Origin of the sequence: Sphingomonas sp. GC_Shp_3 (genome assembly GCF_026540945.1) — a bacterium.
Taxonomy (GTDB): domain Bacteria; phylum Pseudomonadota; class Alphaproteobacteria; order Sphingomonadales; family Sphingomonadaceae; genus Sphingomonas.
In genome coordinates, this window is record NZ_JALNUT010000002.1 from 265,797 (window position 1) to 280,393 (window position 14,597).

General features: G+C 64.3%; 10 protein-coding genes and 1 tRNA gene. 7 read left to right on the forward strand and 4 right to left on the reverse strand.

From position 1 onward, the window contains the following. Positions 1-58 precede the first annotated feature (58 nt). A complete protein-coding gene (locus tag OXR00_RS06985) occupies positions 59-2,533 on the forward strand; it encodes a PAS domain-containing sensor histidine kinase (RefSeq protein ID WP_267387407.1) in 2,475 nt (824 codons plus the stop codon). Further along, on the forward strand, positions 2,530-3,345 hold the full coding sequence (gene xth, locus OXR00_RS06990) for an exodeoxyribonuclease III (RefSeq protein WP_267387408.1): 816 nt from the start codon (positions 2,530-2,532) through the stop codon (positions 3,343-3,345). Before OXR00_RS06985 ends, xth begins: the two co-directional genes overlap by 4 nt. Before the next feature lie 13 nt (positions 3,346-3,358). Here the strand turns inward: xth and OXR00_RS06995 are convergent, their stop codons facing one another. Together OXR00_RS06995 and OXR00_RS07000 are read right to left on the reverse strand one after the other, a co-directional pair. Next, on the reverse strand, positions 3,359-4,594 hold the full coding sequence (locus OXR00_RS06995) for a multidrug effflux MFS transporter (RefSeq protein WP_346731988.1): 1,236 nt from the start codon (positions 4,592-4,594) through the stop codon (positions 3,359-3,361). 106 nt (positions 4,595-4,700) lie between these two features. Then, complete coding sequence (locus tag OXR00_RS07000) at positions 4,701-7,124, reverse strand: TonB-dependent receptor (protein WP_267387409.1); 2,424 nt, start codon at positions 7,122-7,124, stop codon at positions 4,701-4,703. Between the two features lie 316 nt (positions 7,125-7,440). Here OXR00_RS07000 and recJ point away from each other — a divergent pair, with 316 nt between their 5' ends. The 5 genes from recJ (at position 7,441) to OXR00_RS07025 (ending at position 13,029) form a co-directional block, all read left to right on the forward strand. Next, positions 7,441-9,207, forward strand: coding sequence for a single-stranded-DNA-specific exonuclease RecJ (gene recJ, locus OXR00_RS07005; protein ID WP_267387410.1), 1,767 nt, complete (start codon positions 7,441-7,443; stop codon positions 9,205-9,207). 60 nt (positions 9,208-9,267) lie between these two features. Next, a tRNA-Glu gene (locus tag OXR00_RS07010) sits at positions 9,268-9,342 on the forward strand. Positions 9,343-9,705: 363 nt separating this feature from the next. Further along, positions 9,706-10,902, forward strand: a complete 1,197-nt coding sequence (locus tag OXR00_RS07015) for a trypsin-like peptidase domain-containing protein (RefSeq protein ID WP_267387411.1) — start codon at positions 9,706-9,708, stop codon at positions 10,900-10,902. A gap of 77 nt (positions 10,903-10,979) precedes the next feature. After that, positions 10,980-11,657, forward strand: a complete 678-nt coding sequence (locus OXR00_RS07020; RefSeq protein ID WP_267387413.1) for a response regulator transcription factor — start codon at positions 10,980-10,982, stop codon at positions 11,655-11,657. Further along, entirely contained in the window at positions 11,647-13,029 is a 1,383-nt protein-coding gene (locus OXR00_RS07025; RefSeq protein WP_267387414.1) for a HAMP domain-containing sensor histidine kinase, read from the forward strand. The genes OXR00_RS07020 and OXR00_RS07025 overlap by 11 nt, the downstream gene beginning before the upstream one ends. Positions 13,030-13,099: 70 nt before the next feature. Here OXR00_RS07025 and OXR00_RS07030 read toward each other — a convergent pair whose 3' ends face one another. Beyond that, a complete protein-coding gene (locus OXR00_RS07030; RefSeq protein ID WP_267387416.1) occupies positions 13,100-13,810 on the reverse strand; it encodes a DUF4396 domain-containing protein in 711 nt (236 codons plus the stop codon). 95 nt (positions 13,811-13,905) lie between these two features. Continuing rightward, entirely contained in the window at positions 13,906-14,529 is a 624-nt protein-coding gene (locus OXR00_RS07035) for a TetR/AcrR family transcriptional regulator (RefSeq protein ID WP_267387417.1), read from the reverse strand. Positions 14,530-14,597 lie beyond the last annotated feature (68 nt).

Genomic DNA, 14,597 nt, shown 5'->3' on the forward strand with positions numbered 1-14,597 from the left:
CGCTCGGCCACGCCGCGGGTTTCAGGACGGCATGCCCGACGCCAACCTCTGGACGACCATGACTTCCGACGTTTACCGCGATGCCGCTTCCTTGCCGAAACCGCTCCGCTTCCTCGCCGGCGGTGGCGAGGCAACGCGCCTGATCCTCGGACGGGACTGGTCGACACACCCGCTTGGCCCTCCGGAGGGATGGCCCGACATCTTGAAAACGATGCTCAGCACCGTGCTCAACTCGCCAGAGTCGATGATTTTGGCATGGGGGCGCGAAGACCTGACGTTCTTTTTCAACGAAGCGTATTTTCCGTTGCTCGGTCCACGCCTGGACTGGGCGATGGGCGAGCGGTTCGATCGCGTTTGGGCGGACGCATGGGAACAGGCCCGACCGATTATCGACGACGCCTTCGCGGGACGCAGCCAGCGCTTTGTCGACCTGCCGTGGAAGCTCGATACCGATCGTGGGCCGGCCGACACATGGTTCACCTTCTCCTACTCGCGCGTCCTTGATCCGAGCGGCGAGATCGTCGGCCTGTTCGTCTTCACCAATGAAACGACCGAGCGGGTCCTCACCGACGCGGCGCTTCGGGAAAGCGAGGAGCGCCTGCGCCTCGTCATCGAGGGGGCGAAGGATCATGTCATCCTTTCCACCGATCCCGCCGGCACCATCACCAGCTGGTCCGCCGGTGCCAGCGCCGTACTGGGCTGGCCGGCCGCGCAAGCGATCGGCCAGCCGTTCGGCTTGATCTTCACCGAGGAAGATCGCGCCGCCGGTGCCGACGCCGCCGAACTGACCGGCGCGAACCGCACCGGCTGCGCGACCGATGAACGCTGGCATCTACGAGACGACGGCAGCCGCGTGTTCCTGAACGGTTCGGTGCATCCGTTGCCGCCTGATGCGCAGGGCGCGCCGCGCGGCTTCATCAAAATCGCCCGCGACGAGACCGAGCGCTTCCACGCTCGCCAGCAACTGGAACAACTCAACGCCACGCTGGAGCAGCAGGTCGCCGAACGGACGGCCGATCGCAACCGGCTGTGGCAATTGTCGCTGGACGCGATGCTCGTCGCCGGGTTCGATGGCACGATCGAAGCGGTCAACCCGGCGTGGACGCGCGTGCTCGGCTGGACCGAAGCCGAATTGGTGGGGCATCCGTTTTTCGCCTTCATTCACCCGGACGATCTCGATGCCACCATCACGGCGGCGATGCGGATCAGCGAGGGGCAGGCAATCGGCCGGTTTGAAAACCGCTATCGCCACAAGAACGGCAGCTACCGCGATCTGCTGTGGGCGGCCGGTCCTGGCGACGACCGGATCATCGCGGTCGGTCGCGACGTGACCGAGGAGAAGGCGGCGGCCAACGCGCTCGCCGCGGCGGAGAGCCAGCTCCGCCAGGCGCAGAAAATGGAGGCGGTAGGGCAACTGACCGGCGGGCTCGCGCACGATTTCAACAATCTGCTCACCGGCATGATGGGCAACCTCGAACTGCTGCAACTGCGGCTCGCGCGCGGCAAGCTCGACGATGCCGACCGCTTCATCACCGCCGCGCAGGGCGCAGGGCGGCGCGCCGCTTCGCTCACTCAGCGACTGCTCGCGTTTTCGCGTCGGCAGACGCTCGACCCGACACCGACCGACGTGAACCGACTGATCCGGGGCATGGAGGATTTGCTCCACCGCAGCGTCGGTCCCGCCAACAATATCGAGGTGATCGCCGAAGACGGGTTATGGAACGCCATGATCGATGCGACGCAGCTCGAAAGCGCGATCCTCAACCTGTGCATCAACGCGCGCGATGCGATGCCGGATGGCGGCCACCTCACCATCGCGACCGCCAACGTCCACCTCGACGAGGACGCGGCGCGCGACAGCGATCTGCCGCCCGGGCCTTATGTCACCATCAGCGTTTCGGACACCGGCACCGGCATGTCGTTCGAGACGATCGAGCGCGCGTTCGAGCCGTTCTATACCACCAAGCCGATCGGACAGGGCACCGGCCTTGGCCTGTCGATGGTCTACGGCTTTGCGCGGCAGTCCAATGGGCAGGTGCGGATCGCCTCCGAACTCGGCCGCGGCACCACCATCGAGATCGTGCTGCCGCGGTATGCCGGCGACGTGTTGCTGCCGAAGGACGAAGCGGCGATCGCCGCAGCGGCGGCGGCGGCAGGCGAAACCATTCTCGTCGTGGATGACGAAACCTCTATCCGACACCTCGTCGACGAAGTGCTGGACGAGATCGGCTATACCGTCATCGGCGCGGCGGATGGGGCGTCCGGCCTCAAGGTGCTGCAATCCGATGCCCGCATCGCGCTCCTCATCACCGATGTCGGACTGCCCAACGGCATGAACGGTCGGCAGGTCGCGGATGCGGCGCGCGCGCTGCGGCCGGGACTGCGGGTGCTGTTCATAACCGGCTATGCCGAGAATGCGGCCGTTGGCGGCGGCCATCTCGAACCCGGCATGGCGCTGCTTACCAAGCCGTTCACGATGCAGGCGCTCACCGCCAAGGTCGCGGAGATGATGCGCTGGAACGAAGGCACGTGAAGATCGCCACATACAACGTCAACGGCGTCAACGGCAGGCTGCCGGTGCTGCTGCGCTGGCTGGCGGAAGATGCGCCCGACATCGTCTGCCTGCAGGAACTGAAGGCGCCGCAGGACAAGTTCCCGCAAGCCGCGCTGCGCGATCTCGGCTACGATGCGGTCTGGTTGGGCCAGAAAAGCTGGAACGGCGTCGCCATCCTCAGCCGCGTCGGCGAGATCCACGAGACGCGGCGCGGACTGCCCGGCGACGATGGCAACGATGGCGAGGATCAGAGCCGCTATATCGAGGCGGCCGTCGCCGGCGTTCTGATCGGCGCATTGTACCTGCCCAACGGCAACCCGCATCCAGGCCCCAAGTTCGACTACAAGCTACGCTGGTTCGAGCGGCTGATCGACCATGCCGCCGGCCTGCTCGCCAGCGGGCTGCCGGTTATACTGGCCGGCGATTTCAACGTGATGCCGACCGAATTGGACGTCTACAAACCGGAACGCTGGACCGACGACGCGCTGTTCGCGCCAGAGGTCCGCGCCGCTTATGCGCGGCTCGTCGATCAGGGCTGGACCGATGCGCTGCGGCACCTGCATCGGGACGAGCGGATCTATACCTTCTGGGACTATTTCCGGAACGCCTATGGCCGCGACGCCGGGTTGCGGATCGATCATCTGCTGCTCTCGCCCGCGCTCGCGCCGCGGCTAATCGACGCGCAGGTCGATCGTCACGTTCGTGGCTGGGAGAAGACCAGCGACCACGCGCCGGTCTGGGTGACGCTCGGCGATGAGTCCGCGCCGGCTGCCCGCAAGCGTCGCGCATGACGCGGGTCGACGTTCACGCGGCGGCGCGCGCCTGGAACAACCGCCCTCCCTCGATCCAGAGGATCAGCGCAAGCGTTCCCAGTCCGATGCCGAGATAGCCGATCGCCAGCGGCAGCGTCGTGCCGTTGTACGACTGGCCAATCACGGAAGCGACGGCGACCGCGCCGACGCTGCTGATGAAGCCCTGCACCGATGATGCGGTGCCGGCGATATGGCCGACCGGCTCCATTGCCATCGCGCCGAAGTTCGTGCCGCACAGCGCGATGCAGGTCATGCTCAGCGCCTGGAACGGGATATAGCTGTAGAGCGTCTCGTGCCCGCTGGTGATGACCGCGACATGCGCCAGCGACAGCACGATCAGCCCGAGCACCGCGCTCTGCGAAATCAGCCGCATGCCGAGCCGTTCGACCAGCCGGCTGTTGGCGAACGCCGCGCACCCCATCGAAAACGCGCAGACCGCAAACAGCACGGTGAACTTGTCCCCGGCGTGGAACTCGTCGACGAAGATCTGCTGCGAGGCGGATACGAACGCGACGATGCCGCCGAACGTCAACGCACCGCAGGCCGCATAGCCGATCGAAAAGCGATCGGTCAGCGTCAAGCGATACGACTGGCGCAACGCGGCGAATGAGATCGGGATGCGGCGCGACACCGGCAACGTCTCGGCAAAGCGGAACGTCGTCCATGTGAGCACCACCAGTGCAAACCCCGCGAGCGAATAGAAAATCAGCCGCCACGGCCCGAAGGCGAGGATCGCACTGCCGAGTGTCGGCGCAAGGATCGGGAAGATGAAGAAGATCATCTGCGCGATCGACAGCGTGCGCGCCATCGGCCGTCCGGAGAAGCGATCCCGCACGATCGCCACCGAGAGCACACGCGACGAGGCGGAGGTCACCCCTTGCAGCACCCGAGCGCCGAGCAACGCCGCAAACGAGCCAGACCCCGCCGCGAAAACCGCCGCCGCGACGAAGGCGGCGAGCGCCGCCAGCAGCACGCGCTTGCGGCCATAGCGATCGGTCAGCGGTCCATAGACGATCTGTCCGAGCCCGAAGCCGAAGATATAGGCGGTGACGATCCACTGCCGCTCGTTGGCGGTACCGATCGCCAGGTCGCGGCCGATGTCCGCGAGCGCGGGCAGCATCAGATCAACGCCGAGCGCATTGACGGCCATCAGCGCAGCGATGAACGCGACGAACTCGAAACCACCCATCGGATAGCGTGCGGTTACGGTGGGGATCGGTTCGGTCACAACGACCCTTTCACGAAACGACAAAGGGGGCCGTTCCTCGCCGGAACAGCCCCCCGTCTTTGCCGTGCCGGCCCGACTTTACAAGCGGGACAGGCTCAGGCCGCGATCAGAACTTGCCGCTGAGCTGCACGCCGACGATACGCGGATCGTTGAACACCGCCGCATTGTAGTTGTCGAGCACGCCCTTCAGGTTCTTCTCGTTGGTCACGTTGCGGGTGAACACTGCGATCTCATAGGCACCTTCCGGCGCGGTGTAGCCCGCCTTCAGGCCCGCCTCGAACGTGCCGTCGGTGGTGTATTCCACCGTCTTGTACGGCACCAGGCTGGTGTAGCCCTGGAGCGTCACGTCGCCGCCGACGAACAGCTTGCCGCCGTTGGGCAGCGGGAAGTCGTAGCGCGCGTTGCCGTCGAGCTGGTACTTGGGTGCGTTCGGCAGCGCGTTGCCGTCGATTTGCGCCAGCGTCGCCGTCGTCACGCCCGTCGCGTTGCGCACCGCGATCGTCGGGTTGAGCACGGTGCAGGTCACCGCACCATTGAGGAAGCACACCGGCGTGTAGACGCGCTTGTCGTTGATCTCGGTATGCAGCACGCTCGCGCCGAGGCCCATCGTCAGGTTCGGCACCGGACGCCAGGTCAGCTCCGCCTCGCCGCCCCATGCCTGCGCCTGATCGGCGTTGAACAGCAGGCCGTTGTTGTTGGCGTCGTTGCCGTTCAGCTGGATGTTGTGGACCTTGTAGTAGAAGCCCGTCGCGTTGAAGCGCAGCGTGTTGCCGAACAGGTTCGACTTGAAGCCCGCTTCATACGAGGTGATCGTTTCCGACCCCGCCGTCACGAACGCAGAGCTGAACACCGCGTTGCGACCCTGGATGGTCGGCCCGCGGAAGCTGTGCGCGACGCGTGCGAACACGCTCACGTCGTCGGTCGCTTGATAGCGCAAGGCGACGTCCCAGCTCGGCTGCGTGTCCGACAGCCGCACGAAGCGTGCCGCCGTCGCCGGGAAAGTTACTACGCCCAATGCGTTGCGCGGCGGGATGACGAGCCGGGTCGACTTGGTGTCGTTGGTCACGCGCACGCCGCCGGTGATGGTCAGCTTCGGCACGATCTCATAGCTCGCCTGCCCGAAGCCCGCATACGACGTGTTGATGTTACGCAGCAGCACATAGTTGTTCGGGTTCGGCAGCGTGCCGTTCGCATCCGGGCGGCGCAGGAAGAAGCCACGCTGGTCGAATTCGGTATTGTCGCGCGAGTAGAAATAGATGCCGCCGATCTGCCACTTGAAACGGCCGGTGCCGTCGTTGGCGAGACGCACTTCCTGGGTGAGCTGGTCGAGATCGCGCACCCGGCCCTGGCTCTCGCCGAAATAGCGGTTGCCGGCGAAATTGGTGGCGACGCCGCCATCGGTATCGCCACGGCTGTAGCCCGAGGTCGTCTCGTACGCGCTGATCGAGGTCAGCGTGACGCCGCCGAAATCGTTCTTGAGGTTCAGCGATGCGCCATAGGTCTTGTACGCCTGCGGGTTGCCGAAGCCTTCGTCGAGGCCGACCGAGGCGCGCGGCGTGTCGCTCACGTCGTTGCTGCCCTTGAGGATGCCGCCACGATGGAAGATCGTCGAGGTGCCCTTATAGTCGCGCGCATGTGCCGACAGCAGGCCGGTGAAGCCGGTGTCCGGCGGGGTCAGCATCAACTGGACGCGAATGTCCTTCTCGTCGAAGCCGCCGAGCGTACCCTTGCCGCCAGTGGTGCCATCCGCGCTGGTGGTGCCGGTGTAGGTGTTGTCGATCCAGTTGTCGCGGTGCTGGTACAGGCCCGACACGCGGAAGCTCAGCACGTCCTTGACGATAGGCCCGCCGACGCCGGCGTCTAAAGTCACCGTGTTGTAGGTGCCGTACGACGCGGTGGCGCGACCGGTGAAATCGTTGGTCGGCTTGTTGGTGTCGAATTTGATGATGCCGGCGGTCGAGTTACGGCCGAACAGCGTGCCCTGCGGGCCGCGCAACACCTCGATCTGGTTTACGTCGAACACCGGGTTGGACTTCAGCACGACATGCTCGAGCACCACGTCGTCCTGGATGATCTCGACCGGCTGCGACGCGCCGAGGTAGAAATCGATGTTGCCGAGGCCGCGGATGTAGAAGCGCGGGAAGATCTTGCCGGTGGTCGTCTCTGCATACAGGCCGGGCACGCGGTTGGCGAGTTCGAGCAGGGTATCGCTGCCGCCGGCGGTGTAATCCCGCAGGTCGCTGCCCTGCAGTACGCCGACCGAGATCGGCACCTTCTGGAGGTTCTCCGAACGCCGCTCGGCGGTGACGACGATGTCCCCCAGCGAGCCGTCGGCCGGTGCCGCATCGGTATGCGCAACCGGTGCGTCCTGTGCCGAGGCAGCAGTCGCGAACGACAGCGCGGCGGTGGCGCAGCCGAGGAACAGGAACGAACGGATGGCGAAATTGGACACGAAAACCCCCACGGTAACAGTCGGTTCGGTCAACCGCGATGCCGCGCGTACGACGACACCCACCGTAGCGGCGAGCATGAAGTAGCTGCGTTGCGAATGACCCCAAGGCGGCGGCTAGGGTCGGTTTGTGTCTTTATAATGACAGCAACTGCGGGGTGAGCGATGCCAAACCGCCCGCCGCAACACCCGCGCATCTATCTGAATACTAAGTTTATTTCTGTTTCGCACGGCCATGATCGAGACCCAACACGCACCATCGCATCATCCGCCGATCGCACGTCGTGACACGATTGTCGGCACCTGTGATATTCATCCCACACCGGTCCACGCACCTGTTAACCAACCACGATCTGGTGCAGGGAGGGCGCATGTACCGCTTGCCCCGCACGCCACGATGAACCCGCTCGTCCTCAACATCACGCACTCGATTCTCGGCCAGCCATGGCGCTGGCGGATGCTGTCCACCGACGCACGCGACCCCGGCTTCTCGCCCGACGATCTCGTCACGCAACTGCTGCTGGCGCGCGGTTGCCCGCGCGAGGCGCTCGACGCGCACCGGGCGCCGAGCATCCGCGCGTTCATGCCCGATCCGTCGATCTTCCGGGACATGGACCGGGCGGCGGATCGTCTTGCCGATGCGGTGCAGGCCGGCGAGCCGGTGGCGATCTTCGGTGACTATGACGTCGATGGCGCAACCTCCGCCGCGCTGATGATCCTGCTGCTGCGTGATCTCGGATTGGAAGCGCGGGCGTATATTCCCGACCGGCTAATGGAGGGCTACGGCCCGTCCGGCGAAGCTTTGGTGCGGCTAACCAACGAAGGCGCGCGGCTGATCGTCACGGTGGATTGCGGAGCACAGGCGTTCGAGGCGCTGGAGATGGCGCGCGTCGCTGGTGTCGACGTAATCGTGGTCGATCACCATAAATGCGCCGCGGCCCTGCCCCACGCTCACGCGCTGGTGAACCCCAACCGGCTCGACGAGGAGGAAGGCGCCGAGCATGGCCACCTCGCGGCAGTGGGTGTTGCCTTCCTGCTTGGCGCGGCGCTGGTGCGGACATTGCGCGCGCGAGGGTATTTCGACGGGCGCGCCGAGCCGCGCCTGCTCGACCTGCTCGATCTCGTCGCGCTTGGCACTGTCGCGGATGTCGCGCAGTTGAAGGGCCTCAACCGCGCATTTGTGGCCCAGGGGCTGAAGGTGATGGCGCAACGCCGCAACATCGGCCTCGGCGCGCTTGCGACGGCGGCGCGGCTGACACGGGCGGCGATATGCTCCGATCTCGGCTTTGCGCTCGGGCCGCGCATCAACGCGGGTGGGCGCGTCGGCAAGTCCGATCTCGGAGTGCGACTGCTCACCACGCAAGACCCCGCCGAGGCCGAAGCGATTGCCGGCGAACTCGACCGGCTCAACGAGGAGCGGCGCGCGATCGAGGCGCTGGTGCAGACCGCCGCCGAGGAAATCGCCGGCCCTCAAGGCAATCGCGCGGTTATGGTCGTTGCCGGCCACGGCTGGCACCCTGGCGTGATCGGCATCGTCGCCGGGCGACTGAAGGAGAGATACGGCCGCCCCGCCATCGTCATCGCGGTCGACGAGAACGGCGTTGGCAAAGGCTCCGGCCGCTCGATTTCCGGCGTAGATCTCGGCGCGGGCGTGCTGGCGGCGAAGGACAGCGGCTTGCTGGTGGCCGGTGGCGGCCATGCGATGGCGGCCGGGCTGACCATCGCCGAGGATCAGGTCGAGGCGTTCGCCGCTTTCCTGGAGGAACGGCTCGAGGCTGCCGTCACCCGCTCGATCGGTGACCGTGCGCTGCTCGTCGACGCGCTGCTCACCCCCGGTGGCGTAAACCCGCTGCTCGTGGAGGCGATGGAGGCGGGCGGCCCGTACGGGATGGGTTGGCCCGCGCCGCGCATCGTCGCAGGCCCGGTGCGGATCATCAAGGCCGATATCGTCGGCAACGGTCATGTCCGTGCGATTGCCAGCGGCGACGACGGACGCCCGCTAAAGACGGTCGCGTTCCGCGCGGCGGACACGCTGCTCGGCCAAGCACTGCTCGGCGCCCCGCCCCACCGCCGCCTGTGGCTCGCCGGCCGCGCGAAAATCGACGATTGGGGCGCCAGACCGGCGGCGGAACTCCACCTCGATGATGCGGCCTGGGCCGAATAGAGGCTTGACCTCGCGGCGCTCTTTCCCTAGCAGCGCCCAACGCCCGCCTGTCGGCGGTATGGCCCCTTCGTCTAAGGGTTAGGACGCGGCCCTTTCACGGCTGAAATACGGGTTCGAATCCCGTAGGGGTCACCATTCGTTGTTTTTCAACAACTTAGATGGTGGAAACGGCGCAAAGACTCACATGTTGGTCTCGCGCGTTCAAACGCCATAAACCCGCCAGATCAACGGAATCGATACGTCGATCGTCGGCGCACCGCCGGATCGCATGACATTCAGGTGCGTCGATGAGGCGGACATCCTTCGAGCCTAAACGACGTGATAATCTTATTCGACAGGCCTCACCGGAGCCATTCAGGCTAGAACCAGCCGCCGCTTGAGCGCGTGCACCATGCCAGTTCAGACAGCCGCCGACCATTACATCGATTTAATCCCGGTCACAGGCCCAGTTGAACCTCGCGGCGCAGAAAGGACCTACGCTAATTCTATCGGGATCACATGATGCAATCGCACAAAGGTTTCAAACGACCGTCAAAGCTCGCGGCGCTGCTGCTGGCGGGTGGTGCGGCGATCGGCGCCACGGGCGCCTTAGCGCTTGGAGATAGCGACGTCAGTCGTGCCGTGGTCGCCCCGGCGGTCGCGCACGTGGGTTCCGGCCAACCCCACGCTCTTGCCGACATGGTTCAGGCTGTCGGGCCGAGCGTCGTGCAGATCAAGGTGATGAAACATGCCGAAGCTCAGCGCATGGCGATGCCACTCGGCGACAATGACGGAGAGGGGTCGGACGGCTCCATGCAGGATCAACTGCAACGCTTCTTCGGACCTCAGTTCGGGGCGGGCGACGGTACGCCTCAACAAGCGCCGCTCCAAGGAGCGCTCGGATCTGGCTTCATCATCGATCGCTCCGGTATTGTACTCACGAACAATCATGTCGTCGACGGTGCGACACAAGTGAAGGTGCAACTGAGCGACGGGCGCGAGTTTGATGGAACGGTTCTGGGGACCGATCCCAAGACGGACGTGGCGGTGGTGAAAATCCACGGCACGGGCAATTTCCAACCAGTCGAATGGGGAGACAGTGGTCACATACGCGTCGGCGACAGCGTGTTCGCTGTCGGCAGCCCCTTCGGGTTAGGCAACACGGTGACCGCTGGCATCGTCTCGGCACGGGGCCGCGACATTGGTGAGGGCCCGTACGATGACTTCCTGCAGGTCGATGCGGCAATCAATTCAGGAAATTCCGGGGGGCCGCTGTTCGACGGCGATGGTCGGGTCATCGGTATGAACACCGCCATCTTCTCACCCTCGGGCGGCAATGTAGGCATTGGCTTCGCGATCCCCGAAGCCATGGTCAAACGCGTTTCCGACCAGATCATCGCACATGGTAGCGTGTCACGTGGACACATTGGCGTAGCGCTGCAGACCGTGACGCCAGATATAGCCGATGCCATGGGCATGAAGAACACCGACGGTGCGCTCGTCGCCAGCGTCGATCTCGACAGTCCAGCCTTCTTCTCCGGGGTCAAGCAGGGGGATGTCGTGCGTACGTTCGCCGGGCATCAGGTTAAAGACAGTCGGACGCTATCGCGCATGGTTGCCGATGCAAGAGCCGGCTCTAGCGTACCGGTAACGGTGCTACGCGACGGCCGACAACTTTCGCTAAACCTTCGCATCGGAGGTGAGCACAACGCCTAGGCTGGCACCTTGGTCGGAACCGGCGGGATCGCCGGGCGTCCCCTTCCCTGCTACGGGTCGGTCGCAGAGGGCGCGCGATGAAGCTGCTGTTGGTTGAAGACGATGCGCAGACCGCCAGCTACGTGCGGCACGGGCTGATGGAACTCGGTCATAGCTGCGACACTGCGCTTGATGGCGTCGAGGGCCTCACGGCGGTGCTGACGCACGACTATGATGCGCTGATCCTTGACCGAAACCTGCCGAAGCTCGACGGACTCGCCGTACTGCAGGCAATGCGTGCGCAGGGAAACCGCACGCCGGTGCTGCTCCTGTCAGCTTTGGGAGAGGTCGGGGATCGCGTGGCTGGTCTGCGAGCGGGCGGAGATGACTATCTACCCAAGCCGTTCTCCTTTCAGGAACTGATCGCACGCCTGGAGGCGATCGTCAGGCGCCGCAGCGAGCATCCCGCGCCTGCGTCGCGGCGCCAGATCGGTAGTCTGACGCTGGATCTGCTTGGCCGGTCCGCGCGTCGTGGCGGCCGGCAGATCGAGCTGCTCAACAAGGAATTCCAGCTGCTCGAGTATCTGATGCGCCACGCTGGTCAGGTCGTCACAAGGACTATGTTGCTTGAGGCAATCTGGGATTACGATTTCAATCCGGGCACAAACGTCATCGACGTGCACATCAGCCGCCTGCGCGCGAAGATCGACGGCGAAGGCGAAACTCCGATGGTCCGAACGGTCCGCGGCGCGGGCTACCGGCTAGATGCCGACTAAGCGCCGCCATACCCGAAGCGCGGCCTGGCGCGGCGCCTTGTGGATCACCCTGATCGCGCTCATTTCGACGGGTGTCGCCCTGACGCTACAGTACATCCAGACCGCCCGCACCTTTGAAGCTCAACGGCGGGCGGTCGTCGATGACGAAATGACCGGCCTCATTGATCGTTACCGTAGCGAGGGCATGAACGGCGTCGCACAGGCGATCGAGCGACAACAGGCGGTGCCGCGCATTCACGAGTTCTTCTACCTTCTGGCGCTGCCTGATGGCACGCCGATTGCAGGCAATCTTGCAAGCTGGCCGGCTGAGATCACCGACACCGGCTTCCGAAGTTTCGAAACCAGCGTTGCCAACACGCGTGGCGAAAGCAGCCGGCGCTGGGTAGAAGCGCGTGCGGTGTTGCTCGATGGCGGCGACCGTTTGCTGGTGGGCGATTTCGCGGACGAACGTGCGACCCTGCGACAACGCTATCTTTCCGCGCTGTCGTGGTCGTTGCTCGCGACGGGCGCCCTCGGCCTCCTGCTTGGCTGGTGGCATAGTCGTCGCGGTCTTGCGTTCGTGCGGGTGGTATCGGAGGCGGGAGAGCGCTTCCTCTCGGGCCAACTCGCTGAGCGCCTGCCCGTGTCACCGCGTGGTGACGAATATGACCGGCTGGCCGAGACGATCAACCGCACCTTTGGTGAGGTCGAGAGGCTGGTAGGGTCGCTCCGCGCCGCGACCGACGGTATGGCGCATGATTTGAAGACCCCCCTTACCCGTATTCGAACGCGGCTGGAACTCGCCGACATGCAGGCAGACGCGGGATCAGCCCAGCGCGATATCCTAGAAGAGACGCGGCATGATCTTGACGGCATCCTGCACCTGATCGACGACATGTTAAGTCTCAGTCGCGCCGAGGCCACACCCGCTTCAACCTTCGTATCACTGCAGTTCGATGCGATCCTGCGCGAGCTCGTCGAGATCTACCAGCCGCTGGCAGAGGAAAAGGGCATAGCGCTCGAAGCAGAACTGACGACGGCGCTGGTGCTCGGGTCACGCTCGCTGCTTGGGCGGCTGGGAGCAAATCTTCTCGACAATGCGATCAAGTACACGTGCGCCGGCGGTATCATCACGGTAGAGCTGGCGGTGCAGCAAGGACGTACCGTGCTGATCGTCGCCGATAATGGGCTAGGTATCGACACTGATTACCGGCAGGAAGTGCTCGGTCGGTTCCGCAGGCTCGACGATAGCCGAACCACGCCTGGAAGCGGCCTCGGCCTTAGTATCGTAGATGTCGTGTCGCACGTGCATGGCGCAACGTTGCACCTGCTCGACAATCGGCCGGGCCTGCGTGTTGAAGTGCGGTTCCCCGAGGTGCGTTCGACATTCTGACCTGCCGTTGCCGACGCCACGCGCCGGGCTTGCGCATCGCGTTGACCCGTCGCGGTTTACCGGTCACTGCTCACATCGCTTCCTTTACACCCGCGCGGATCAGCAGCCAGTTGACCGGGTATGCGGTGGCGAAGCCGGCGATCATGGCTGCTTGCATCGCGAACCAGAATTCAGGGCTGTTCACTTCCGCGACGCCACCGAAGACAGGAAGAAAGATCAGGAACTGGATGATGGCCATAACGCCGTACATGCCGATCTGCCACGAACTGATCGATGCGATGTCCGCCTTGATTGCCTGCCAGATACCCTGCCCGACGGACAGGTCACGCATCGGTTTTATCGTGAAGTACTGAAAGACGATGCCGAACAGGAACGCCAGCAGGAAGTCAGGAATCCATATCGCGAAGGTTCGGTTCGCAAACAGGCTGCCATAGCCGAACCACACCGCCACCGCCGGTACCGCAAAGGCTGTCCATTCAGCGACGATATCGCCAAGGGTGCAGCCCGCGCCACAGTGGCTCGCACCTTTTACCACCATGGCCGCAAAGGGCGGCTTTGCCTGCCTGTCGAAATCCCCGTCAGCAGGGCCGCGACCCCATTTGTAATAAGCGCCCAGCCAGATCACGCTGCCGAACAGGGCAGTCAGCGGCCAGACGACATACATGATCCGCATTTTCTGGGGACGGCGCAGCTCATCCAGCGCGATCACGATCGCGCTGGAAAATGCCAACGCAAGCGATGCGATTGCCAGCATGTGGAGCCAAGGGGGAAACGCAGCCATCAGATCACTTCCTGTCTCGACATCATGATGTCGCCGTGTCCGTGAGACATTTCAAACTGTTTCAGTAGCCTTGCCAGACCTTGCCAGATGGCCCTTTAGAAGGGGGTTCCATCCATCGCAGCATGCGTGCCGCTGAGTCCCCGGTCGATCAGGCCCAGGAAAATGCTCGTCGCGGTCGCGATGTTTCCAGTGGCACTCAGTTCGGCATGCGCCCGTATGAACGCGATGCTCCACGTCGTTGCGATCAGCCCGGCCGCGAGATGTGCGTCGAGATCATCGGCGCCGCGCCCCATCCCGTCTGCCAGCACGCCGGCCAATGCATGCACGAAATCGTCGCGCATCTGTCGTGCACGCGCTTTCAACGCCTCGCTGGCCTGTGCCGTTTCGACGAACCTGCGCGTATCCGTGAAAAGCGGGAAAGCGTCCGTGCGGTGTTCGATCATCTGATGCGCGAGCAGCCGCAGCGCCTGGATCGGCGAGGTGCCGGGTGCGCGCGTTCGGATCGCGTCGAACGCCAGATCATGTATCTCCTGCTCACGGTCGAAGAACATGTCCTCCTTGCGCGGGAAATGGTTGAACACCGTCATGCGTCCGACGTCCGCCGCTTCCGCTATCTCGTCGATCGTCACCCGATCGAAGCCGCGCTCCATGAAGAGGCGCGTGGCGACGTCGGATATCGCCTGACGTGTTTCCATGCGCTTGCGGGTTCTGCGATCCACCTTCGGTCCTTAATGGCTTGCGTATAAATATATACTGAGTACATGTTCATCAGCAGCAAGTTTGGAGA